Consider the following 23,839-nt stretch of genomic DNA (forward strand, 5'->3'; position numbering starts at 1 on the left):
GAGTCTGCATCATGTCACTTGCGGGACGGGCCTAGGACAAGCCCCCTGGACAGGGCGCGAGCCGCTTCCACAATCGTGCCCACCTCCACCCGCGCACGAAAGGGACGACCGCATGGAACGGATCTGGCTGAAAAACTACCCTCCGGGGGTGCCGCACAGCGTGGAGCCCGAGCAGTACCGCTCGCTGCCGCACCTGTTCGAGGAGTCGTTCTGCAAGCATGCCGACCGCCCCTTCTCGGTCTGCATGGACCGGTGGATGACCTACGGCGAACTCGACCGCCTGTCGGCCCAGCTCGGCGCCTGGCTGCAGGGCCAGGGGCTGGAGCCCGGGGCGCGCGTGGCCATCATGCTGCCCAACGTGCCGCAGTTCGGCGTGACCATGGCGGGCGTGCTGCGCGCCGGCTACACCTGCGTGAACGTGAACCCGCTGTACACCGCACGGGAGCTGGAGCACCAGCTCAAGGATTCCGGCGCCACCGCCATCGTGATTCTGGAGAACTTCGCCCACACCCTGGCCGAGGTGATCGACCGCACCGCCGTGCGGCACGTGTGCGTTGCCAGCATGGGCGACCTGCTGGGCGCGGCCTTCGGGCGCTGGATCACGTTCGCCGTGCGCCACCTGGCCAAGATGGTGCCGGCCTACGAGATTCCACTCACCAACGGCCGCCAGGTGGTGCCGTTCAACAAGGCGCTGGCTCTGGGCGAGCGCCGCACGCTGGCGCCCAGCCAGGCCACGCTGGATTCGACCGCCTTCCTCCAGTACACGGGCGGCACCACGGGGCTGTCGAAGGGCGCGGTGCTCACGCACCGCAACATCGTGGCCGCCACGCTGCAGGCCGAGGCATGGTTCACACCCGCGCTGTCCAAGGTGGGCGACGTGCGCCATGCCAACAGCATCGCGGCGCTGCCGCTGTACCACATCTTCGCGCTCACGCTGTGCCTGCTGGCGATCCGCCAGGGCTCGCACCTCACGCTGATCCCCAACCCGCGCGACATTCCGAAATTCGTCGCGGTGCTGAAGAAGCGGCCCTTTCACATGCTGCCGGCGGTCAACACGCTGTTCAACGCGCTGCTGCACCACCCGCAGTTCGCTGCGCTCGATTTTTCGCACCTGTGCGTGTCGCAGGCCGGCGGCATGGCCGCGTCGGAGGGCACGGCGCGCCAGTGGCAGAAGGTGACGGGCAGCACCATGATCGAGGGCTGGGGCATGAGTGAGACCTGCGCCATCGGCACCAACAACCCGGTGAACAACACGCAGTTCACCGGCACCATCGGCCTGCCCCTGCCGGGCATCGACATCGCCATCAAGGACGATGCCGGCGAGAGCCTGCCCATCGGCCAGTCGGGCGAGATCTGCATCCGCGGCCCCAACGTGATGACCGGCTACTACCAGCAGCCCGAGGAGAACGCCAAGGCCTTCACGGCGGACGGTTTCATGCGCACGGGCGACGTCGGCATCATGGACGAGGCTGGATACACCCGCATCATCGACCGCAAGAAGGACATGATCCTGGTGAGCGGCTTCAACGTGTTCCCCAACGAACTGGAGCAGGTGATCTCGATGTGCCCCGGCGTGCTGGAATGCGCGGCCATCGGCGTGCCGGACGAGAAACAGGGCGAGGCCATCAAGGTGTTCGTGGTGAAAAGCGACCCGGCGCTGTCGGAGGAAGACGTGGAGCGCTACTGCCACGAGCACCTCACTGGCTACAAGCGGCCCCGGCACATCGAGTTCCGCGATGCGCTGCCCAAGACGAACGTGGGCAAGATCTTGCGCCGGGAGCTGCGCAGCTGACTGAATCTGGCCGGCGCATGCCGGGCCGTGGCAGCCCGCGGCGGATGACGCGCCGCCCGGCCGGGGTGGCACGCGGAAGTAACAGCTGCATCCGCTGATGTCAGCCCGCCCGGGTCCCCCTGCCGGTCTCCCCCCCGGCCGGCAACCACCCGTTCGCCCTACGTCAGCCGGCCCGCGCCCCTGTGCGCGCACCCATTTCTTTTCCGGCCGCAGCCACCCGCCGGCCCCCTTCCCAATCACCACCGCCCCCTGGGCTCAGGGATAATCCCCACGCGCAAACGTTTGCGCAAACGTTTGCTTTCGCTACCATGGCGGTCCGCGGCGGTTTTTCCGGATGGAGATCGGGGCTCTTTCGACAGCCCCAATCGGGTCCGCAACCGGCGCATTCCGCACCCCGACAACGCCTTTTCCAGGAGACACCATGCCCTTGACCCGCCGCTCCGTTCAAACTGCCGCCGCCCTCGCCGTGCTGGGGGGCCTGCTCGCTTCGCCCGCGTTCGCGCAGGACAAGCCCAAGATCGCGCTGGTGATGAAATCGCTGGCCAACGAGTTCTTCCGCACCATGGAAGACGGCGCCAAGGCGCACCAGAAGGCGCATGCCAGCGAATACACGCTGGTGGCCAACGGCATCAAGAACGAGACGGACACCGCCGCGCAGATCAAGATGATCGAGCAGGCCGTGGCGCAGAAGGTCAACGCCATCGTGCTGGCACCGGCCGATTCCAAGGCGCTGGTGCCGGCCGTCAAGGCGGCGGTGGACAAGGGCATCCTAGTGGTGAACATCGACAACCGCCTGGACACCGATGCACTCAAGGAAAAGAACCTGACCGTGCCCTTCGTCGGCCCCGACAACCGCGCAGGCGCCAAGCTGGTGGGCGACTACCTGGCCAAATCGATCAAGGCGGGCGACAAGGTCGGCATCATCGAAGGCGTGTCGACCACGTTCAACGCCCAGCAGCGCACGCTGGGCTTCCAGGACGCGATGAAGGCCGCCAACATCAAGGTGGTGGGCGTGCAGTCCGGTCAGTGGGAGATCGAGAAGGGCAACACGGTCGCTGCCGGCATGCTGCGCGAGCACCCCGACCTGGTGGCGCTGCTGGCCGGCAACGACAGCATGGCGCTGGGCGCGGTGGCCGCGGTGAAGGCCGCCGGCAAGGCCGGCAAGGTGCAGGTGGTGGGCTACGACAACATCAACGCGATCAAGCCCATGCTGGCCGATGGCCGCGTGCTCGCCACGGCCGACCAGTACGCCGCCAAGCAGGCCGTGTTCGGCATCGAACTGGTGCAGAAGGCCCTGGCCGCCAAGACGCCGCAGGCCCAGCTGCCGGCCGAGGTCAAGACCGAGGTGGTGCTGGTCACCAAGGACAGCAAGTAAGCGCGCCCGCAGCGCCTGCCGACCTCCTCGCCTGCCGCCTTTGACCTGAGGACCGACCCCGTGCCCCCTTTGCCGCCCGCCGCCGCGCCCGCGTCCGCCCCCCTGCTGGAGATGATCGGCGTGGGCAAGGACTACCACGCCACCACGGTGCTCCACACGGTGACGCTGTCGCTGCATGCGGGCGAGGTGCTGGCCCTCACCGGGGAGAACGGCGCGGGCAAGAGCACGCTGTCCAAGATCCTGTGCGGGCTGGAGCCGGCCTCGCGCGGCAGCATGCGGCTCGCGGGCGACCCCTATGCGCCCGCCTCGCGCCGCGACGCCGAGAGCCAGGGCGTGCGCATGGTCATGCAGGAGCTGGGCCTGATTCCCACGCTCACCGTGGCCGAGAACCTGCTGATGGGCCACCTGCCGCACCGCGCGGGCTGGCTGCGCCGCGGCGCGCTGCATGCAGCCGCCCGCACGCAGCTGGCCAAGATCGGCCTGACCGACATCGACCCGGCCACGCCAGTCGCGCGCCTGGGGCTGGGGCAGCAGCAGATGGTGGAGATCGCCCGCAACCTGCACGACGACACGCGCGTGCTGGTGCTGGACGAGCCCACCGCCATGCTCACGCCGCGGGAGACCAACTATTTGTTCGAGCAGATCGCGCGGCTCACGGCGCGCGGGGTGGCGATCGTCTATGTGTCGCACCGGCTGGAGGAACTGCGCCGCATCGCCGACCGCGTGGCCGTGCTGCGCGACGGCGCGCTGGTGGACGCCCGCCCCATGGCCGGACTGAGCGAAGCCGATCTGGTGCAGCGCATGGTGGGCCGCGCGGTGAGCGATCTGGAACACCGCCCACGCCGCCAGGCCGGCCCGGTGGTGTTGCGCACCGAGGGCCTGGGCCGGGGCACGGCGGTGCAGGACGTGAACCTGGAGCTGCGCGCGGGCGAGGTCTTCGGCATCGCGGGCCTGGTGGGCTCGGGCCGCACCGAGCTGCTGCGCCTGCTGTTCGGCGCCGACCGGGCGGACCGGGGCACGGTGGTGCTGTCCGAAGGACATGATCCAAATCGGCCTCTGGCACAATCGGTACTAGGGCATACCGCTACAAATTCAATAGCAAAAGATTCCCACGAGCCGCGCGAACGCCGCATTCCGCGCGGCTTCGCCTCGCCGATGCAGGCCATCGCGGCGGGCATCGGGCTGGTGGCGGAGGACCGCAAGTCGCAGGGCCTGCTGCTCACGCAGCCGATCCGCGTGAACGCCACGCTGTCCGACCTGTCGGCCGTCTCGCGCCTGGGCTGGCTGCGCCGGGCGCACGAAAGCAGCGTGGTGCAGGGTTTCATCCGCACGCTGGGCGTGCGCTGCCGCGGGCCCGAGCAGCCCGTGGGCCAGCTCTCGGGGGGCAACCAGCAGAAGGTGGTGTTCGCCCGCTGGCTGCACCGCGACGGCCGCGTGCTGCTGCTGGACGAGCCCACACGCGGCGTGGACGTGGGCGCGCGCGCCGACCTGTATGCCGAACTCGACCGCATGGCGGACGCCGGGCGCGCGCTGTGCATGGTGTCTTCCGACCTGCGCGAACTGATGGCCATGGCCGACCGCATCGGCGTGATGAGCGCCGGGCGCCTGGTGGCCGTGTTCGAACGCGGCCAGTGGACCGAACAGTCCCTGCTCGCGGCCGCTTTTTCCGAACCCGGTGGCCGCACGGCCGCCCAAAAACCCCTTTCCGCATGAACACCCCCGCACCGGCGCCCCAGGCCGCCGCCCCTTCTTCTTCCGCCGCCACATCCGCCTCCGTCTGGCGCACGCAACTGGGCACCTTCCTGGGGCTGGCGGCCGTGCTGGTCGGCATGGTCGTGCTGTTTTCGTGGATGTCCGAGTACTTCTGGAGCCGCGAAACCTTCGTCACCATCGCCAACGAGATCCCGGCGCTGGCCGTGATGGCGGTGGGCATGACGTTCGTGCTCATCATCGCGGGCATCGACCTGTCGGTGGGCTCGGTGATGGCGCTGTCGGCCGCCACATCGGCCGCCGCCATCCTGCAGTGGAAATGGAGCGTGCCGGCCGCGGCCGCGCTGGCGCTGGCCACCGGCCTGATCTGCGGCACGGTGACCGGTGCGGTGTCGGTGGCCTGGCGCCTGCCCTCGTTCATCGTTTCGCTGGGCATGCTGGAGGCGGTGCGCGGCGGCGCCTACGTGGTGACCGATTCGCGCACGCAATACGTGGGCGACGCGATCTCCTGGCTGTCGGCGCCCGTGGCGGGCGGCGTCTCGGTGGCGTTCGTGCTGGCCCTCGTGCTGGTGGTGGTGGCGCAGCTGGTGCTGTCGCGCACGGTGTTCGGCCGGTGCCTGGTGGGCATCGGCACCAACGAAGAGGCCATGCGCCTGGCGGGCGTGGACCCGCGCCCCATCCGGATCGCGGTGTTCGCGCTCACCGGCCTGCTGGCCGGGCTGGCGGGGCTGATGCAGTCCGCGCGCCTGGAAGCGGCCGACCCCAATGCCGGCACCGGCATGGAGCTGCAGGTGATCGCCGCCGTGGTGATCGGCGGCACCAGCCTGATGGGCGGGCGCGGCTCGGTCATCACCACCGCGTTCGGCGTGCTCATCATCGCGGTGCTGGAGGCGGGCCTGGCGCAGATCGGCGCGAGCGAGCCGAGCAAACGCATCATCACCGGCTGCGTGATCGTGGCCGCCGTGATCGTCGATACCGTGCGCCAGCGCCGGGCAGCCGTTTAATCCCCGGGCCGCCCCGCACCTGCACCCCTGATCCCATGGCCACCATCAAGGACGTCGCCCGCCGTGCCGAAGTGTCGGTGACCACCGTGTCGCACGTGGTCAACGGCACGCGCCACGTGAGTGCCGAGGGCCGCGCGCGCGTGGAGGCCGCGATCCGCGAGCTGGGCTACGTGCCCAGCGCCATCGCGCGCAGCCTCAAGCGCAACCACACGCGCACCCTGGGCATGCTGATCCCCAACAGCTCCAACCCGTACTTCGCCGAGGTGGTGCACAGCGTGGAAGACCGCTGCTTCGGCGCGGGCTACAACCTCATCCTGTGCAACACCAACGACGAGGCGCAGCGCCAGGCCTCCTACCTGCAGGTGCTGGCCGAGCGGCGCATCGACGGGCTGATTGTGGTCTCGACCGGGCACGACGCCACGCTGGCGCGGCAGCTGGAAGGCCTGTCGATCCCCACCGTGCTCGTGGACCGCGAGATCGAGGTGCCCCAGCCGCCCTGCGACCTGGTGGAGACCGCGCACGCCCAGGGCGGGCGGCTGGCCACCCGCCACCTGCTGGACCTGGGGCACCGCCGCATCGCCTGCATCGGCGGGCCGCAGGGGCTGGCGCCCAGCGAGCAGCGCATCGCGGGCTGGCGCGAGGCGCTGGCCGAGGCCGGCGCGTCCTCCGAGGGCATGCTGTCGCACGGCAACTTCACCAGCCAGGGCGGCTACGAGGCGATGCAGGCGCTGTTCCGTGCTCCTTCCGCACCAAGCGCCGTCTTCGTGTGCAACGACCTCATGGCCATGGGCGCGCTGTGCGCCGCGAACGAGCGGCAGCTGCGCATTCCCGATGCCCTGTCGGTCGTCGGCTTCGACGACATCGAACTGGCCGCCTTCACCAGCCCGCCGCTCACCACCGTCGCCCAGCCCAAGCTGCGCATCGGCACGCTGGCGGTGGACATGCTGCTCGAACGCATCGACGGCAAGCGGCAGGAGCCGCGCCAGATGCTGCTGCAACCCGAACTGCGCGTGCGGGCTTCCACGGCCCGGTACCTTTTTTCCTGACCCTGCCGGGCTTCTTTCCCTTTTTTGTCCCTTCTTTCCCGCGCATGAACGCCGCCTCTCCCTCCCGCCCCCGCATTGCCGTCGTCGGCAGCCTCAACATGGACCTGGTGTTGCGCGTGCCCCAGGCGCCCGGCGCCGGCGAAACCGTCATGGCGCACTCGCTGAACCACATTCCCGGCGGCAAGGGCGGCAACCAGGCCGTGGCGTGCGCCCGCCTGGGCGCGGACGTGCACCTGTTCGGGCGCGTGGGCGCCGACGGCAACGGCCAGGCGCTGCGGGCAGCGCTTGACGCCGACGGCATCGACCACTCGGGTGTGCAGACCGACGACAGCGCCCCGACCGGTCTGGCCGCCATCGTGGTGGACGACGCGGCGCAAAACCGCATCGTCGTGGCCGCTGGGGCCAACCTGCAGTTCGTGCTGGACCCCGCCACCCTGGCACCCGCGGTGCAGGGAGCAGCCTGCCTGGTCGCCCAGTTCGAAGTGCCGCTGCCCCAGGTGCTGGCCGCGGCCGCCCAGGCGCACGCCGCCAGCTGCCGCGTGGTGCTGAACCCCTCGCCCATGCAACCCCTGCCCGATGCGCTGTGGCCGCTGGTGGACACGCTGGTCGTGAACGAGGTCGAGGCCGCCGCCCTGGTGGGTGGTGCTGTCCAGACCCCGGACGAGGCGGCGCACGCCGCCCGGCGGCTGCGCGCGCGCGGCCCGGCGCGCGTCGTGGTCACGCTCGGCGCCGCCGGCGCCGTGGCGGCCGATGCCTATGGCTGCCGCCACCACCCCGGCATGGCCGTGAAGGCCGTGGACACCACCGCCGCCGGAGACACCTTCCTGGGGGCGCTCGCCGTCGCGCTCGGACGGGGCGAGGCGCTCGACCCCGCCGTGCAGGGCGGCATCCGTGCCGCGGCGCTGTGCGTGACCCGGCCCGGCGCCCAGCCCTCCATCCCCACGCGCGACGCCGTCGCCGCCAGCCCCCGCCCACCCGACTGGAGATTGCTATGAAACGCCGCGCTTTGCTGCACGCCGAACTCTCGCATGCCATCGCCTGCATGGGCCACGGCGACATGCTGGTCATCGGGGACGCGGGCCTGCCCATTCCCCCCGGGCCACGCCGCATCGACCTGGCCGTCACGGCCGGCATCCCCGCCGTGGACGAGGTGCTGTGCGCCGTCCTCTCCGAACTGCAGGTGGAGCGCGCCATCGTCGCCACCGAAGCTGTCGAACGCGCCGAAGGCCAGTTGCCGGACTGGTGCCTGCTGCCCGTGGCGCCCGAGACCGTGCCGCACGAGGAATTCAAACGGCTGTGCCAGCAGGCGCGGGTGATGGTGCGCACCGGCGAATGCACGCCCTATGCGAATGTCATACTCATCGCCGGCGTGACGTTCTAGACGGCCCGGGGCGGCGCGCCATGAAAGCCACCGCCATGCCACCCCTCTCAACGCCCTCCGGCCCCGCGCCCCTGCCCCCCGGCATGACCGTGCTGGAGCGCGGCTGGCTGTCGGCCAACAACATCGTGTTCATCGGCGCCGGGCACACGGCGGTGGTGGACACCGGCTACTGCACCCATGCCGCGCAGACCGTCGCGCTGCTGCAGGGCGCACTGCAGGGCCGCGCGCTGGACCGTGTGCTCAACACCCACCTGCACAGCGACCACTGCGGCGGCAACGCCGCGCTGCAGGCGGCCTGGCCCGCCCTCGGCACCTTCATCCCCCCGGGCCAGGCGGCCCATGTGCGCCAGTGGGACGCCAACGCCCTGAGCTACACGCCCACGGGCCAGGACTGCCCGCCGTTTCGCATGGACGGCGTGCTGCAGCCGGGCACTGAAGTGATGCTCGGCGACCGGGCCTGGCAGGTGCATGCGGCCCCCGGTCACGACCCGCATTCGATCGTGCTGTTCGAGCCGGTCGACGCCGTGCTGATCTCGGCCGACGCGCTGTGGGAGAACGGCTTCGGCGTGGTCTTTCCCGAGCTGGAGGGCGACAGCGCCTTCGCCGACGTGGCGGCTACGCTCGACCTGATCGAGTCGCTGGCGCCGCACACCCTCGTTCCCGGGCATGGCCGCGTCTTCACCGGCCTCGCCCCGGCGCTGGACACCGCCCGGCGGCGGCTGGACGGCTTCGCGCAGGCGCCCGAAAAGCACGCGCGCTACGCCGCCAAGGTGCTCGTCAAGTACAAGCTGCTGGAGTGGCAGCAGGCCGAGGCGCAGCGGCTCTGGGCCTGGGCCGCCGCGACGCCGTACTTCGCGCTGCTGCACGCGCGCTACTTCGCCGACCAGCCGCTGCAGGCCTGGATGGAGGGCACGGTGCAGGACCTCGTGCGCTCGGGCGCGGCCGCCCTCCAGGGCACGCAGATCCACAACCGGTAGGGCAGAGGGCGCGGCCCCCGGCCTTGCTGGCGCGGCACGCCCGTGCCGGGGCCGTTTGCACATGCCATTCCTCGCCCGGCGCACCTCCCGTGCGGAATTTGTGGCGGAAATCTTACAGATTGTCAGATTCCACGCCACGCCCCTGTCAGACAACACCTTAACGAGAGTGATTCGTATCAATAATCGCGGCTGTTTTTGGTTCTGACAACAAAATGAAACACTCCAACCCCGTCAAGAAACCCCGCAGCCTCCGCCTGGCCGAGGGCGTTGCCGCCAGCCTCTCCACCGCCGTGCTGCTGCCCTGGGCCGCCATGGCCCAGACCGCACCGCCGCAGGACGCCACCGTCCTGCCGACCGTGACGGTGCAGGACCAGGCCATCGATCCCAACCCCAACGCCGAAGTGGGCGCGCCCTACAAGGCCAAGACCTCGGCCGACGTGCGCCACACGCGGCCCCTGGCGGAAACGCCCCAGACCATCTCGGTGGTGACCAAGGCCGCGATCGACGACTCCGGCTTCACCGACCTCAAGCAGATCCTCGCGGCCCAGCCCGGCATCACCCTGGGCACGGGCGAGAACGGCAACGCCTTCGGCGACCGCTACATCATCCGCGGCCAGGAAGCCCGCAGCGACGTGTTCGTGGACGGCCTGCGCGACCCCGGCATGACGACGCGCGAGAGCTTCGCCATCGAGCAGCTCGAAATCACCAAGGGCCCGAACTCGACCTTTGCCGGCCGCGGCTCGGCCGGTGGCGCGATCAACGCCATCACCAAGCAGGCCACGCTGGACTACGACTTCTCGCGCATCTCCGTGGGCGCGGGCAGCGACGGCTACCGCCGCGCCACGCTGGATGCCAACAAGGGCTTCTCGGACCAGTTCGCGCTGCGCGCCAACGCGCTGTACAGCACCGAAGGCGTGCCGGACCGCGACCCGTCCAAGCGCCGCCGCGAGGGTCTGGCGCTGTCGGGCCTGTGGGAAGCCAATGCCAACCTGTCGGTCACGCTGGACTACTACGGCCTGCGCGCCAGGGACAAGTACCCCGACCTGGGCAGCTACCTGCTCGGCACGGTGCCCAACCGCGTGCCCGCCACCGGCGTGCCCGTGTACGCGCAGAGCCAGGACTTCCTGAACTCCGACGTGGACGCCCTGACGGCGCGCGTCAAGTGGCGCATCGCGCCCGACAAGACCCTCACCAGCCTGACGCGCTACGGCACGTCCGACAACGGCTACGTGGTCACCGGCGCCTCGGGCGGCACGCGCTACAGCAACGGCACGCCGTTCACCAGCGCCTCGCTGAGCACGCACAACGGCTGGCAGGAAGTGAAGTACTTCGCGCACCAGACCAACCTGCGCTGGGACACCGAGATCGCCGGCAAGAAGAACGAACTCATCTTCGGCCTCGAATACACGGACCACCAGGTGACGCGCGGCAACTACGCCGTCACCAACACCGGCGCATTCAACTGCCGCACGCAGGCGGGCACGGGCGCCAACACGGCCTATTGCCTCTCGGGCCCCTCGGGCGCCGTCACGCCGGGCCTGAACTCCATCATGGGCCGGCAGATCGCCCAGACGCCCTGGGCCAACGACTGGCAGGTCAAGAGCTTCGCGCTCAGCGCCATGGACACGGTGGACTTGACCGACCAATGGACGGTGTTCGGCGGCGTGCGCGCCGACTACACCGACTTCAGCCTCGTCACGCGCAACGCCACCACGGCCGCGCAGACGGGCAACTACAGCTACACCGACACCCTGCTCAACGGCCACCTGGGCGTGTCGTACAAGATCAACCCCATGGGCATCGTGTACGCCAGCTACGGCTCGGCCCAGGACATCAACGGCGGCGAATCCGACACCGGCACCAGCAGCGGCTACGGTGGCCTGGTGGTCTACAACGGCAGCGCCGCCGGCGCCAAGCCCGAGACCTCGCGCAATCTGGAAATCGGCACCAAGTGGAACCTGCTGGACAACAAGCTGCTGTTCACGGCCGCGGCGTTCCAGACCACCAAGTCCGACGTGATGGAGGGCGCCAACTACGACTCGCTGGGCACCTTCAACACCGGCAAGAACCGCGTGCGCGGCGTCGAATTCGGCCTGGTGGGCAACGTGACCTCCCAGTTCACGGTGCAGGCCGGCGTGGCGTTCATGAAGTCCAAGGTGCTCAAGTCAGCCACGGCGGCCAACGTGGGCCTGCCGCTGTCGAACTTCGCCGACCGCTCGTTCTCGGTGCAGGGCAAGTACCAGCTGACGCCCGCGCTGTCTGTGGGCGCCACGGCGCGGCACGAAAGCGACCGCTGCGGCGGCCAGCCCGACACCGGCGCGAGCTACACCAACGGCACCTGCGCGCAGCCCGTGCCCTCGTTCACCCTGTACGACCTGTTCGCCTCGTACCGCCTGAACAAGCACGCCGACATCCGCGTCAACGTGCTCAACGCCGGCGACAAGGACTACTACACGGCGGTGTACCGCTCGGGCTCGTTCCTGTACAAGGGCGACGGGCGGGCGGTGCGCGTCACGCTCGACTACGAGTTCTGATCGGCGCGCTGGCAACGGCGCCCCGGGTCTGATCCAATGCCGGGCTCTGCCCGGCATTGCCGCTTTCAACGATGACCCCAGCCCTTCCCTTCACCGCACCGCCTCCGCCGCCGGACCGCATTCCGCCCGGCGTGCACGGCGCGCTCGACTACGCCCTGCTCGCGCCCAAGCACATGGATGCCGCGCACCACGCCTACGTGGCGGGCGGCAGCGGCCTGGGCACGTCGGCACAGGCCAACCGGCGCGCCTTCGACGGCTGGGCCGTGCTGCCCCGGCTGCTGCGCGACGTGCGCCACGGCCATGTGCGGGCGGTGGTGGGCGGCGAGGCCTGGGAGCACCCGCTGGCCCTCGCACCGGTGGCGTTCCAGGCCCTGGCACACCCGCACGGCGAGATCGCCACCGCGCGCGCGGCCGAGGCCACCGGCACCTGCCTGGTCGCCAGCACCCTGTCGTCCCGCACGCTCGAATCGATCGCGCAGGCCAGCGGCCCGGCGCGCTGGTTCCAGCTGTACTTCCAGCCACGGCGGGAGGACACGCTGCAGTTGGTTCGCCGCGCCGAGGCGGCCGGCTACCGCGCGATCGTCGTCACGCTGGACGCGGCCCTGCAGACCGCCGGCCGCCAGGCACTGGCGGCGGGCTTTCGCATGCCGCCGACCTGCGTGGCCGAGAACCTGCGCGGCCAGGCGCCGGTGGAGCCGCCCGCCCCGCAGCCGGGCCAGGGCCGGGTCTTCCATGCCATGCACTTCGCGCCCACCTGGGCCGACCTGGACTGGCTGATGGCGCAAACGCACCTGCCCGTCTGGGTCAAGGGCGTGCTGCACCCCGAAGACGCCACCGCCTTGCAGGCCCGGGGCGTGGCGGGCATCGTCGTCTCCAACCACGGTGGGCGCGGGCTGGACGGCGCCCCCGCCAGCCTGCAGATGCTGCCCGCCGTGCGAGCGGCGGTGGGCCCCGGCTGGCCCGTGCTGTTCGATGGCGGCATCCGGAGCGGCACCGACGTGTTCAAGGCGCTGGCGCTCGGCGCCGATGCCGTGCTGATCGGCCGGCTGCAGGTCTATGCGCTGGCGGTGGCCGGCGCGCTGGGCGTGGCCCACCTGCTGCGCCTGCTGATCGAAGAACTGCAGGCCTGCATGGCGCTGGCCGGCTGCGCCACGCTGGCCGACATCGGCCCGGGCGCGCTCGTGGCCCAGCCGCCGGCCTTTCCCTCCCTGTCCGAAGAAATGCCATGCTGATCACCCTCGAACACGTTCTGGACGCGGACGAAGTCGGCCACTTCCGCCAGCGCCTGGATGGCGCCGACTGGCGCAGCGGCAGCGCCACCGCCGGCACGCTGGCGCGGTCGGTCAAGCGCAACGAACAGCTCGACGACGCCAGCGAGGTGGCGGTGGAACTGGGCCAGCACCTGCTGCGGGTGCTGGGCCGCCACCCCACCTTCATCGCGGCCGCCCTGCCACGCAGGATCCACCCGCCGAAGTTCAACCGCTACGCCGACGGCGGCACCTATGGCGCGCACGTGGACAGCGCCGTCATGCAGTGGCCCGGCACGCAGCAGTCGATGCGCACCGACGTGTCGGCCACGCTGTTCCTCGCCGATCCGCACGAATACGACGGCGGGGAGTTGGAGATCGAAGGCCCGTTCGGCGTGCAGGGCGTCAAGCTCGAAGCCGGCGACCTGGTGCTCTACCCTTCCAGCAGCCTGCACCGCGTGACGCCGGTCACGCGCGGCGCGCGCATCGCCTCGTTCTTCTGGATCGAAAGCCTGGTGCAGGACGAGGGCGACCGCACGCTGCTCTTCGACCTGGACCAGACCATCCAGCGCCTGACCCCCTCGCTGGACGCCGCCGACCCGCGGCTGCTGCAGCTCACGGGCGTGTACCACAATCTCCTGCGCCGCTGGGCGCAGACCTGACACGCTGCGCTGTCCGAAACCGTTCCGTCCTCCCATTCCCTTTCTTTGCAGGAGCCTCCCATGAATTCCACCCCCTTTCACCGTGCCGCCATCGCCCTGGCCCTGACCGTGGCCGCCGGCGGCGCCTGGGCGCACGGCGACGTGCAGTGCCCCGCCCATCCCGCTTCGGAATGGCGCCCCCACACCGAGCTGCAGGAAAAGCTGGTCAAGGAAGGCTGGACCGTGCGCCGCATGGAAAAGACCTCCACCTGCTACGAGGTGTACGGCAAGGACCCGCAGGGCAAGCGCGTGGAAGCGTTCTTCGACCCCAAGACGCTGGAACGCGTTGAAGAAAAGTAACCCGCCCCACCCGCCCGTTCCCGTGTGGGACGCGGCGGTGCGGCTCCTGCACTGGTCGCTGGTGGCCTCTGTCGCCGCGGCCTGGATCACCCGCCACCGGCTGGGGCCCCTGCACGAGAACCTGGGCTACGCCGCCCTGGCCATCGCCTGCGCACGCGTGGCCTGGGGCTTCGCGGGCCGGCACCACGCGCGCTTCGCGCAGTTCGTGCGCGGGCCGGCCGCCACCTGGGCCTACGCGCGGGCCGTGGGCGCGGGACGCGCGCCGCGCCACCTGGGCCACAACCCGCTGGGCGGCTGGATGGTGGTGGCGCTGCTGGGCTGCATCGGTCTGCTGGGGTTCACCGGCTGGCTCTACACCACCGACTTGTTCTGGGGCTACGGCTGGCTCGCCAACCTGCACGAGGGCCTGGGCTGGACCCTGCTGGGCCTGGTCGCCCTGCACGTGGGCGGCGTTCTGTTCACCGGGTACAAGCACCGTGAGAACCTCGTGCGGGCCATGGTCACCGGGCGCAAGGCCCCGCCCACGGGGGACGACGTGCCCTGAGCGCCGGCAGGCCGGCGGATCGGCCGGTGGGGCTTCAGAAGCGGTGCTGCTGCGCGCACCCCATCACGTGGTTGCGGTCGTTGGAAATGCACTGGTAGAAGTCGCGCTTGACGCCCGTGGAAGACTCGCAGTCGCCGACCGTGATGTGGCTGCGCGTGGCGCGGATCTTGCCCGCCGTGGCTTCGTATTGCTCGCGCGACAGGTAGCCGTCGCGTGCGTTCTTGTCGCCGGTCTCCAGCATGGTGTCCAGGCCCGAGGTCGCGTTGCTCACCGCCCTGCCGCAGGACAGCGGCACCTTGCCCGGCTGCGTCTTGGTCAAACCCTGCGCCAGGCCATTCACCTGGTCCTGCACGTCCCGGGGCAGCTTGCGCGGCGCTGCGGCGGAACCGGTCCCACCGCTGCTGCCGAACGGCACCGTGTTGTGCAACTGCGGCTGCTCGGCCGTGGACAGGTCTGGCGGCTGCTGGCCATACTGCGTGCGGCCCTGCGCATCCACCCACTTGTAGACCGGCTGCGCCGAAACGGCCCCGCACAGCAACCCGGCTGCCACGGCGATGGCCGCAGCGGCCCCGATTCTCTTCTTGTTGGACATGGTTTTTTTCGTATGAAACGGCCGCCCTCCGCGGCCGGGTGAAACCGCAGTGCCGGGCGCCCTCGCACCCGGCACCGCGCAGGAATCAGGGCAGGTCCTTGTTCGGCTCCGGCACCGCGGCATCGCGCGGCCCCACGCTGCCCAGCCGCCCCTTGAGCGACTGCGGCTGGCCGCTCAGGATCGCGGCGTACAGCGTCGTGTTGGCCAGCACCTTCTTCACGTAGTCGCGCGTTTCGCTGAAAGGCACGTTCTCCGCCCAGATGGCCGCCTCCAGCAGCGGGCCGTTGCGCCAGTTGCGCGGGCGGCCCGGACCGGCGTTGTAGGCCGCAGCGGCCAGGGGCATGGAGCCGTCGAAATCGTCCAGCGCCAGCTTGAGGTAGGCGGTGCCGATGGTGATGTTGGTCTCGCGGTCGTTGATCTGGTCGGGCGTGAAATTCGCCATGCCGATCTTGCGGGCCGTCCAGCGGGCCGTGGCCGGCATCACCTGCATGAGGCCGGAGGCCCCCACGCCCGAGCGTGCGTCCATGACGAAGCGGCTTTCCTGGCGGATGAGCCCGTACACGTAGGCCGGGTCGAGCCCGATGGCCTGCGACCGCGCCACCACCGTGCTGCGAAACGGCATGGGAAAGCGTTGCGATGCGTCGAACGCCGCCTTGGTGCGCTCGCTGGTGTTGATGCAGCGGTCCCACACCTCGCGCTGGCAGGCGAACTCGGCGGCGGCCAGCAACTCGCGGTCGGCCATGCCGCCCGGGCTGTGCAGGTTGGTGGCGTAGTTCCATTCGCGCACGCCTTCGCCGCGAAGCCCCAGCAAGATGGCGTACAGCCCGCGGTTGAGCGACGGGTTGGCGCGCACGGCGGCCTTTTCCTCGGGCGTCGGCGGCAGGGGCGCGGCCGGCAGCACCACGCGCTGTCCCAGCTCTTCCAGGGCCAGCATTTCATAGAAGCCGTTGGTGCCCGCGATGCGTTCGAGCAGCTCGCGGGCGCGGGCCTTGTCTTCGTCGCCTGGGCGGTTGGACAGCCAGGCGCGGGCACGCCAGTAGGTCCAGGTGCTGTCCTGGCGGGCGGTGGGCGACATGGCGTCGATGGCGCGCGCCACCTGCTTCCACTGCCCGGCCCGCAGAGCGGCGCGCACCTTCCAGCCCAGGGTGTCGTCGGACAGGTCGGCGTCCTTGGACACGTTGCCGAAGTAGCCCATGGCGTCCGGCGACAGCGCGATCGCCGTCTGCTTGCCGATCACGCCCCAGACCCAGTTGCGCTCCTCGGACGACAGCTGCACGCCCCACTTGGCATCCAGCAGCCGCGCCGCGGCGCCAGGGTCGGCCATGGCCATCTTGATGAGCCCGAGCACGACCAGCTCCTGGCGCACGCGCCCGGCGGCCGTGGCGCGGCCAGCCAGGAACTTGACGGGCGAATCGAATACCTCGCGCAGCTGCGGCAGCGCCTCGGGCGCCACGATCTCGACCGCGTTGCGCGTGGCGCGGGCGCGGTTGGCCTCGGCCGACAGGCGCGCCTTGCGCCAGATGTCCATGGCCGTGACCTTCTTGTCGGCATAGAACTCGGCCACCGCGTGCGTGCAGCCGTCGTCGGCCTCGCGCTGGCCGTACCAGTTGCGCAGCACCTCCTCGATGGCGCCGGCCGGCGCCGTGCCCTTGATCTGCTCGATCAGCAGCGCGTAGCAGCGCACCTCGCGGTCGTCTCCCATGCGGAACTGCGGATGCAGCTCGGAAAACTGCACCCAGTCGCGGCGCTGGCCCACCAGCAGCAGCCAGTCGTTGCGCAGGCGGTCTTCCTGGTAGGTGCCGGCGTAGCGCTGCAGGAAGGCGCCCACCTCCTGCGGCAGAGCCTCGCCGAGGCGGGCCCGCAACTCCCAGTAGGCGGCCCAGGGCTCGAGCACGTGGCCACGGGCACTCGGCAGCAGCTGGGTGAGCCGTTGCCGGTCGCCCTTGCGGAAGGCCTGCTGCATCTCCAGCAGGGTATCGTCACCCCGGTTTTGCGCGACCGCAAGGGTCGCGCCACCGGCGAGCAAGGCGCCCGCGACGAGCGGTGTCAGAATCTTGAGCAATTGCATTGGGGGAATTATGTGATGGACAAAGCAGCCCTGCGCCGCGCACTGGTAGAAGAACGCCTGAACCTCCCCGACCGCCTACAGCGGGCGGACCTGCTTCAGCGCGTCATGCGAATCTGGCTGGTGGACCGGCCCGACACCGTCATCGGGGCCTACTGGCCCATCAAGGGCGAGTTCGACCCGCTCCCGGCGCTGCACCGCTGGAAGGAAGACGGCGAACTGCTCGACGAGCCCCAGCGGCGCCGCATCGGCCTGCCGGTGGTGGACAAGGTGCACAAGACCCTCACCTTCCATGCCTGGTACCCCGGCTGCCCGATGGAGGAGGACGCCTACGGCATTCCCAAGCCCAAGGACACCGAGGTGATCGTGCCTTCCCTGCTGTTCGTGCCCTGCGTGGGCTACGGCCCCGGCGGCTACCGGCTGGGCTACGGCGGCGGGTTCTACGACCGCACGCTGGCCACGCTGCAGCCGGTGCCCACCACGGTGGGCCTGGGCTTCACGCACGGCTACATCGACGACTTCGAGCCCGAGGCCCACGACCTGCCACTGAACGCTATCCTGAACGACAACGGAGTGGTCTGGCCGATCTGACCGGCCAGGGCCGCCAGGCACCGCTGATGCGCGGCGCGCATCAGTCGCGCGGCGAAAAGGCATCGAAAGGCTGCTCGACGGCGTCGTAGGATGCACCTCCCGTTTTCCGAGGTGAATCCCATGTTCCAGCTCTACATCGGCAACAAGAACTACTCCTCCTGGTCCATGCGCCCCTGGGTGCTGCTGCGCCAGGCCGGCATCGCGTTCGAGGAAGTTCCGCTGCGTTTCGACAGCTTCGACGAAGGCTCGCAGTTCAAGCAGAAGATCCAGGCGGTCACGCCCACCGGCAAGGTGCCCGTGCTGGTCGACGGCGACCTGGCCGTGTGGGACACCCTGGCCATCGCCGAATACGTGGCGGAAAAGCACCCGGACAAGGCGCTGTGGCCCGCCGACGCGGCCGCCCGCGCACGGGCCCGCAGCGTGTGCGCCGAGATGCACAGCGGCTTCGCCGCGCTGCGCGGCGCCTGCCCCATGAACATCGAGGCCCGCCTGCCCGACACCGGCGCCCTGCTGTGGCGCGACCGCCCCGCCGTGCGCGCCGACGTGGCGCGGCTGATCGAGATGTGGACGGCGCTGCTGCAGGCGCACGGCGGCCCGCTGCTGTTCGGCGGATTCACCATCGCCGATGCCTTCTTCGCCCCCGTGTGTTCGCGCCTGACCACTTACGCCCTGCCGCTGCCGACGCACATCGCGGGCTATGTGGAGCGCGTGCTGGCGCTGCCCGGCGTGCAGGACTGGGTGCGCGGGGCCGAGGCCGAAGCGGACTTTCTCGACTTCGAAGAGCCCTACCGGATGAGCCGCACGGCGCGCTGATCGGTGACGCGCCCGCGAGGGGGCGTTTCGCAAAATGGAACATCGCTTCCGGCCTGCGGCAGGGGCGTGGCGGGAGCGGCGGCACGCTGTGAACGCAGCCACTCCAGGACCAGCGTTCCATGCGTTCCACCTACTTCAGCACCCCGCCCGATCCGTCCCTGATGGGGGTGGACCGCCCCGGCCGCCCGCCCACGCGGTTCGCCATTCCACCCCCTCCGTTCACGCCGGGCCACGGCACCCTGCCGGACAGCGATTTCGGTCAGAGGGCAGACGGCAGCCTCTCGTTCGACCGGGCCGTGGCCGCGCGCCACCACCCCGAACTGCTGGCCTGCCTCGACCGGCTGCAGGGCGATTTCGAGGCGCGCGCCATCTCGGGACCGCACGGCATCAAGACCCTGCGCTACAGCCATTCCTACGAGGCCCAGCGCATCGAGGTGATCCGGGGGGCGCTCGCGCGGCTGACGGCCGACAAGCGCTGAGCAGCGCGAGGGCGGCGACGCCCAGCAGCCCCCCCCCTGGCGCCAGCCACCGCCAACTGTCTTTTGCTATATTTTCAATAGCAAACCAGGCATGAAATCCGCCGGCATGGCACCTGTTTGGCCTTGAATCGATCGCGCGGACCGTTGGGCAGATGCCAACCGGGTCCGCAACGCCGCGCCGTACACTGCCGCCCATGCAAATCTACATGGTGGGCGGCGCGGTGCGCGACAGGCTGCTGGGCCGCCCGGTCAACGACAGGGACTGGGTCGTCGTCGGCGCCACGCCCGACGAAATGGCGGCGCAGGGCTACCTGCCCGTGGGGCGCGACTTCCCGGTGTTCCTGCATCCCCAGACGCACGAGGAATACGCCCTCGCGCGCACCGAGCGCAAGAGCGGGCGCGGCTACCGCGGCTTTGCGGTGCAGGCCTCGCCCGAGGTCACGCTGGAGGAAGACCTCTCGCGCCGCGACCTCACGATCAACGCCATCGCGCAGCCGGCCGATGCGGCCGGTGCCTCTGCCTCCGACCCCTCGGCAACGCATGGCCTGTGCGACCCCTACGGCGGCGTGCGCGACCTGCAGGCGCGCGTGCTGCGCCACGTGACCGACGCCTTCCGCGAAGACCCCGTGCGCATCCTGCGCGTGGCCCGCTTCGCCGCGCGCTTCACCGACTTCACCGTGGCCCCCGAGACCCTGGCGCTCATGCGGGAGATGGTCGAGGCCGGCGAGGTGGATCACCTGGTGGCCGAGCGTGTCTGGCAGGAACTGGCCCGCGGCCTGATGGAGCCCGCGCCCTCGCGCATGTTCGAAGTGCTGCGCGCCTGCGGGGCGCTGGCCGTGCTGCTGCCGGAGCTCGACCGCCTGTGGGGCGTGCCCCAGCGCGCGGAGTACCACCCCGAGGTCGACACCGGCGTGCACGTGATGATGGTGCTGGACATGGCCGCGCGGCTGCAGGCGCCCCTGGCGGTGCGCTTTGCCTGCCTGGTGCACGACCTGGGCAAGGGCACCACCGCGGCCGACGTGCTGCCGCGCCACATCGGCCACGAAACCCGCAGCGCCGAACTGCTGCGCGACGTGTGCGAGCGCCTGCGCGTGCCGGTGGACTGCCGCGAAACCGCGGACGTGGTGGCGCGCGAGCACGGCCACATCCACCGCAGCGCGGACCTCAACGCCGCCGCCCTGGTGCGGCTCCTGGAGCGTTGCGACGCCCTGCGCAAGCCGGCGCGCTTTGCCGAGGTGCTGCTGGCCTGCGAATGCGACGCGCGGGGCCGGCTCGGCTTCGAAGAGACGCCCTACCCCCAGCGCCCCCGGCTGGCGGCCATCCTCGCGGCAGCGCAGTCGGTGGTGACGGCGGAGATCGCCGCCCGCGCCGCGGCGGCCGGCGCCGCGGGCCCGCAGGTGGGCGAATGGATCCGCAAGGCGCGGGTGAGCGCGGTGGCCGACTGGCTGGCCGCACAGGGCGGATGCCCTTCCTCTGCCCCGGGGCGCCCGCCAGCGGACCGTTGAAAGCGATCGCCCGCTGAACAGTCAGCGGGTCGCGGTGCGCACCCAGCGCACGATGTCCGCCGCGCCCAACGCGCCGGAAATGCGCGCGGACTCGCGGCCGTTCTGGAACAGGATCATCGTCGGGATGCTGCGGATCTGATGGCGCGCCGCCAGCGCCGGATGGGCCTCGGTGTCCAGCTTGGCCAGGCGCACCTGCGGCTCCAGCTCGCGCGCGGCCTGCGCGAACGCCGGGGCCATCGCACGGCAGGGGCCGCACCAGGGCGCCCAGAAATCCACCAGCACCGGAATGTGGCTGCGCTGCACGTGGCGCTCGAAACCATCGGCGTCCAGCGCCAGAGGGGCGCCGGCGAAGAGCGGCTGATGGCACTGCCCGCAGTCGGGCGCGCTCGCCAGCTGGTCCGTCCGCACGCGATTGGTGGTGTGGCAATGGGGGCAGACGATGTGGAGGGGCGAGGTGTCGTTCATGGAAGGCCGCAATGAGGAAGGGTGGTGGCCCAGGCTGGCACAGGGCACCGGGGCAGGCCCATCGCACATGGGCGCTGCGGCGGGCGTTTTCAACCCGCCTACAGCCGCCCTGCCTTGGCGCCTACAGCCCGCGCGAAGGCTTCTGGTAAGGTGGCTGGCAATGCAAAATCTACCGCTACTGACTGCGAGATACGCACTTTTCCTCGATTTTGACGGCACACTCGCCGATATTGCGTCCCACCCCGATGCGGTGCAGGTGCCCCCGGGCATCGTGCCGGCGCTGCAGGCGCTGCACGAGCGGCTGGGCGGTGCCCTGGCCATCGCGACGGGCCGCACGCAAGCCGACATCGACCGCTTCCTGTCCCCCCTTCAGCTGCCGCTGGCCTGCGAGCATGGCGCCCAGTACCGCCTGAACAGCGGGCTCGTGGGGGCCGTGCCGGCCATGGATCTGACGGCGGTCATCCGCACCATCGAGGCACTGCGCGACCGCTATCCCGCCCTGGTCCTGGAACGCAAGAGCGCCGGCGTCGCGCTGCACTACCGGCAGGCGCAGGAACTCGAAGCGCTGTGCCGATCGACGCTGGAGCATGCGCTGAAGCACGCGCCCGGGCTCGAACTGATGCAGGGCAAGTGCGTGCTGGAGATCAAGCCCTCGGGACCCAGCAAGGGACGGGCGATCACCGACTTCATGCAGCACCCGCCCTTCCAGGGCCGCATCCCCGTATTCGCGGGCGACGACGTGACGGACGAGAACGGCTTCGTTGCCACCCAGGCCCTGGGCGGCATCGGCATCAAGGTGGGCCCGGGCGAGACGCAGGCGACGGTGCGCTGCGACGACACCACCGTCCTGCGCGAATGGCTCTACCAGATGGCGGCGCCGGAAAGGCCCGCCGCATGAAGACCGGTTCCCATTTCGGCCCGCCCGCCGAGCCCTCGCTCGCCCTGGGCCTGATCGGCAATTGCGCCATCAGCGCCCTGGTGGATGCGCAGGCGCACATCGTGTGGTGCTGCCTGCCCCGCTTCGACGGCGATCCGGTGTTCAACGCCCTGCTGCAGCCGGGCGACGAAGGCAGCCGCTTCGCCATCGAAATCGAAGACCTCGCCACCACCGAGCAGTGGTACGAGCCCAATACCGCGGTGCTGCGCACGCGGCTCACCGACCGTTCGGGCAACAGCATCGAGATCACGGATTTCGCCCCGCGCTTCTACGCCCGGTCGCGCTACTTCCGGCCCATGATGCTGGTGCGCCGCGTGCGGCGGCTGGAGGGCGCACCGCGCATCCGCGTGACGGTGGACGTGCGCTACGGCTGGGGCAAGGACGCGCCCGAGATCACGCAGGGCAGCAACCACATCCGCTACGTGGGCGAGGAGCTGACGCTGCGGCTGAACACCGACGTGCCCATCTCCCACGTGCTGTCGGGCCAGCCCTTCGTGATGGCGCGCGAGCACAACTTCCTTCTGGGCGCCGACGAGTCGCTGCCCGCCGGCATTGCCGACACGGCGCGCCACTACGAGCAGGAAACCGTGTGGTACTGGCGCCATTGGACGCAGCGCCTGGCCGTGCCGCTCGAATGGCAGGACGCGGTGATCCGCGCGGCCCTCACGCTCAAGCTCTCGCTGTTCGAGGACACCGGCGCCATCGTGGCGGCCATGACCACGAGCATCCCCGAGTCGGCCGACAGCGGCCGCAACTGGGACTACCGCTACTGCTGGCTGCGCGATGCGTTCTTCGTCGTGCGGGCGCTCAACAGCCTATCCGAGACGGCGACGATGGAGGACTACCTGCGCTGGCTCAGCAACGTGGTGGCCGAGGCCAGCGACGGCCACATCCAGCCGCTGTACGGCATCGGCCTGGAGCACGACCTGCCCGAGGCCTTCGTGCCGCACCTGGCCGGCTACCGGGGCATGGGCCCGGTGCGGGTGGGCAACCAGGCGGCCGAGCATTTCCAGCACGACGTGTACGGCAACATCATCCTGGGCGCGGCCCAGGCCTTCCACGACCAGCGGCTGCTGCACCCGGCGGGCGCGACCGAGTTCTCGCGCATGGAGCAGATCGGCGAGCTGGCCGTGCGCGTGTACGGCCAGCCCGACGCCGGCATGTGGGAGCTGCGCACCCGCGCCCGCGTGCACACCTCATCGGCGCTGATGAGCTGGGCCGCCTGTGACCGCCTGGCCAAGATCGCCCACTCGCTGCAGCTGCCGGAACGCGCCGACTACTGGAGCGCGCACGCCCGGTCGATGCGCGACGAGATCCTGGAGAAATCCTGGAGCGAGGAGCGCCAGGCCTTTGCCGAGAGCTTCGGCGGCAACGAACTGGACGCCAGCGTGCTGCTGATGGCCGAGGTGGGCCTGATCGACCCGATGGACCCGCGCTTCGTCTCGACGGTGGACGCCATGGAGGCGTCGCTCTGCGACGGCCCCTACATGCGCCGCTATGAGGCCGCCGACGACTTCGGCAAGCCCGACACCGCCTTCAACATCTGCGCGTTCTGGCGCATCGACGCGCTGGCCCGCATCGGCCGAAAGGCGCAGGCGCGCGAGATCTTCGAGGCCCTGCTGGCCACGCGCAACCCGCTCGGACTGCTGTCCGAGGACACGCACGCGCAGACCGGAGAGATGTGGGGCAACTTCCCGCAGACCTATTCCATGGTCGGCATCATCAATGCCGCCGTCCGGCTGTCCGACCCCTGGGACAGCGTGATCTGAAAGGCGCCGCAT

The 23,839-nt window shown here is 70.4% G+C and carries 22 protein-coding genes; 19 read left to right on the forward strand and 3 right to left on the reverse strand.

Annotation, left to right across the window (positions count from 1 at the left end):
- Positions 1–112: 112 nt before the first annotated feature.
- The 13 genes from R1Z03_RS17310 (at position 113) to R1Z03_RS17370 (ending at position 14,611) form a co-directional block, all read left to right on the forward strand.
- On the forward strand, positions 113–1,792 hold the full coding sequence (locus R1Z03_RS17310) for an AMP-binding protein (protein ID WP_317353240.1): 1,680 nt from the start codon (positions 113–115) through the stop codon (positions 1,790–1,792).
- A 421-nt stretch (positions 1,793–2,213) separates the two neighbouring features.
- Positions 2,214–3,167 carry a sugar ABC transporter substrate-binding protein gene (locus R1Z03_RS17315; RefSeq protein WP_317353243.1) on the forward strand — a complete coding sequence of 318 codons (954 nt, stop codon included), beginning with the start codon at positions 2,214–2,216 and terminating at the stop codon, positions 3,165–3,167.
- Between the two features lie 111 nt (positions 3,168–3,278).
- Positions 3,279–4,880: a sugar ABC transporter ATP-binding protein gene (locus R1Z03_RS17320; protein WP_317360408.1), complete on the forward strand. Its 1,602-nt coding sequence runs from the start codon at positions 3,279–3,281 to the stop codon at positions 4,878–4,880.
- Positions 4,877–5,881, forward strand: coding sequence for an ABC transporter permease (locus R1Z03_RS17325; RefSeq protein WP_272565210.1), 1,005 nt, complete (start codon positions 4,877–4,879; stop codon positions 5,879–5,881). Before R1Z03_RS17320 ends, R1Z03_RS17325 begins: the two co-directional genes overlap by 4 nt.
- 35 nt (positions 5,882–5,916) lie before the next feature.
- Positions 5,917–6,927, forward strand: coding sequence for a LacI family DNA-binding transcriptional regulator (locus R1Z03_RS17330; protein ID WP_317353248.1), 1,011 nt, complete (start codon positions 5,917–5,919; stop codon positions 6,925–6,927).
- Positions 6,928–6,971: 44 nt separating this feature from the next.
- On the forward strand, positions 6,972–7,922 hold the full coding sequence (rbsK, locus tag R1Z03_RS17335) for a ribokinase (protein ID WP_284404831.1): 951 nt from the start codon (positions 6,972–6,974) through the stop codon (positions 7,920–7,922).
- Positions 7,919–8,308 carry a D-ribose pyranase gene (rbsD, locus tag R1Z03_RS17340; protein ID WP_284404829.1) on the forward strand — a complete coding sequence of 130 codons (390 nt, stop codon included), beginning with the start codon at positions 7,919–7,921 and terminating at the stop codon, positions 8,306–8,308. Before rbsK ends, rbsD begins: the two co-directional genes overlap by 4 nt.
- 35 nt (positions 8,309–8,343) lie before the next feature.
- The gene (locus R1Z03_RS17345) at positions 8,344–9,285 is read left to right on the forward strand and encodes an MBL fold metallo-hydrolase (protein ID WP_317353255.1); all 942 of its coding nucleotides are present in this window, start codon (positions 8,344–8,346) and stop codon (positions 9,283–9,285) included.
- Positions 9,286–9,497: 212 nt separating this feature from the next.
- A complete protein-coding gene (locus R1Z03_RS17350; protein ID WP_317353262.1) occupies positions 9,498–11,819 on the forward strand; it encodes a TonB-dependent receptor domain-containing protein in 2,322 nt (773 codons plus the stop codon).
- A 71-nt stretch (positions 11,820–11,890) separates the two neighbouring features.
- On the forward strand, positions 11,891–13,051 hold the full coding sequence (locus R1Z03_RS17355) for an alpha-hydroxy acid oxidase (protein WP_317353265.1): 1,161 nt from the start codon (positions 11,891–11,893) through the stop codon (positions 13,049–13,051).
- The gene (locus R1Z03_RS17360) at positions 13,045–13,728 is read left to right on the forward strand and encodes a Fe2+-dependent dioxygenase (protein ID WP_317353268.1); all 684 of its coding nucleotides are present in this window, start codon (positions 13,045–13,047) and stop codon (positions 13,726–13,728) included. Before R1Z03_RS17355 ends, R1Z03_RS17360 begins: the two co-directional genes overlap by 7 nt.
- A 60-nt stretch (positions 13,729–13,788) precedes the next feature.
- Entirely contained in the window at positions 13,789–14,067 is a 279-nt protein-coding gene (locus R1Z03_RS17365; RefSeq protein WP_317353271.1) for a PepSY domain-containing protein, read from the forward strand.
- Entirely contained in the window at positions 14,054–14,611 is a 558-nt protein-coding gene (locus R1Z03_RS17370; protein ID WP_272565220.1) for a cytochrome b/b6 domain-containing protein, read from the forward strand. The genes R1Z03_RS17365 and R1Z03_RS17370 overlap by 14 nt, the downstream gene beginning before the upstream one ends.
- A gap of 34 nt (positions 14,612–14,645) precedes the next feature.
- On the opposite strand, the gene R1Z03_RS17375 is transcribed toward R1Z03_RS17370, so the two are convergent.
- A complete protein-coding gene (locus R1Z03_RS17375) occupies positions 14,646–15,203 on the reverse strand; it encodes a DUF4124 domain-containing protein (protein ID WP_317353279.1) in 558 nt (185 codons plus the stop codon).
- Positions 15,204–15,288: 85 nt separating this feature from the next.
- Complete coding sequence (locus tag R1Z03_RS17380; RefSeq protein WP_317353283.1) at positions 15,289–17,271, reverse strand: transglycosylase SLT domain-containing protein; 1,983 nt, start codon at positions 17,269–17,271, stop codon at positions 15,289–15,291.
- A gap of 15 nt (positions 17,272–17,286) precedes the next feature.
- On the opposite strand from R1Z03_RS17380, the gene R1Z03_RS17385 reads away from it, so the two are divergent.
- The 4 genes from R1Z03_RS17385 (at position 17,287) to R1Z03_RS17400 (ending at position 20,656) form a co-directional block, all read left to right on the forward strand.
- A complete protein-coding gene (locus R1Z03_RS17385) occupies positions 17,287–17,859 on the forward strand; it encodes a 5-formyltetrahydrofolate cyclo-ligase (RefSeq protein ID WP_272565224.1) in 573 nt (190 codons plus the stop codon).
- 120 nt (positions 17,860–17,979) lie between these two features.
- Positions 17,980–18,672 (forward strand): glutathione S-transferase family protein, encoded by a 693-nt coding sequence (locus R1Z03_RS17390; RefSeq protein WP_317353288.1) that lies wholly within the window; start codon positions 17,980–17,982, stop codon positions 18,670–18,672.
- 119 nt (positions 18,673–18,791) lie between these two features.
- Positions 18,792–19,151: a hypothetical protein gene (locus R1Z03_RS17395; RefSeq protein ID WP_317353291.1), complete on the forward strand. Its 360-nt coding sequence runs from the start codon at positions 18,792–18,794 to the stop codon at positions 19,149–19,151.
- A gap of 194 nt (positions 19,152–19,345) precedes the next feature.
- Positions 19,346–20,656: a multifunctional CCA addition/repair protein gene (locus R1Z03_RS17400; RefSeq protein WP_317353294.1), complete on the forward strand. Its 1,311-nt coding sequence runs from the start codon at positions 19,346–19,348 to the stop codon at positions 20,654–20,656.
- A gap of 21 nt (positions 20,657–20,677) precedes the next feature.
- Here the strand turns inward: R1Z03_RS17400 and trxC are convergent, their stop codons facing one another.
- The gene (gene trxC / locus R1Z03_RS17405; RefSeq protein WP_317353297.1) at positions 20,678–21,121 is read right to left on the reverse strand and encodes a thioredoxin TrxC; all 444 of its coding nucleotides are present in this window, start codon (positions 21,119–21,121) and stop codon (positions 20,678–20,680) included.
- 160 nt (positions 21,122–21,281) lie between these two features.
- On the opposite strand from trxC, the gene otsB reads away from it, so the two are divergent.
- Positions 21,282–22,019: a trehalose-phosphatase gene (gene otsB, locus R1Z03_RS17410; RefSeq protein WP_284429681.1), complete on the forward strand. Its 738-nt coding sequence runs from the start codon at positions 21,282–21,284 to the stop codon at positions 22,017–22,019.
- Complete coding sequence (locus R1Z03_RS17415) at positions 22,016–23,827, forward strand: glycoside hydrolase family 15 protein (RefSeq protein WP_317353303.1); 1,812 nt, start codon at positions 22,016–22,018, stop codon at positions 23,825–23,827. Before otsB ends, R1Z03_RS17415 begins: the two co-directional genes overlap by 4 nt.
- Positions 23,828–23,839: the final 12 nt, after the last annotated feature.

It is taken from the genome of Acidovorax sp. BLS4, assembly GCF_032929295.1.
GTDB lineage: Bacteria > Pseudomonadota > Gammaproteobacteria > Burkholderiales > Burkholderiaceae_C > Paracidovorax.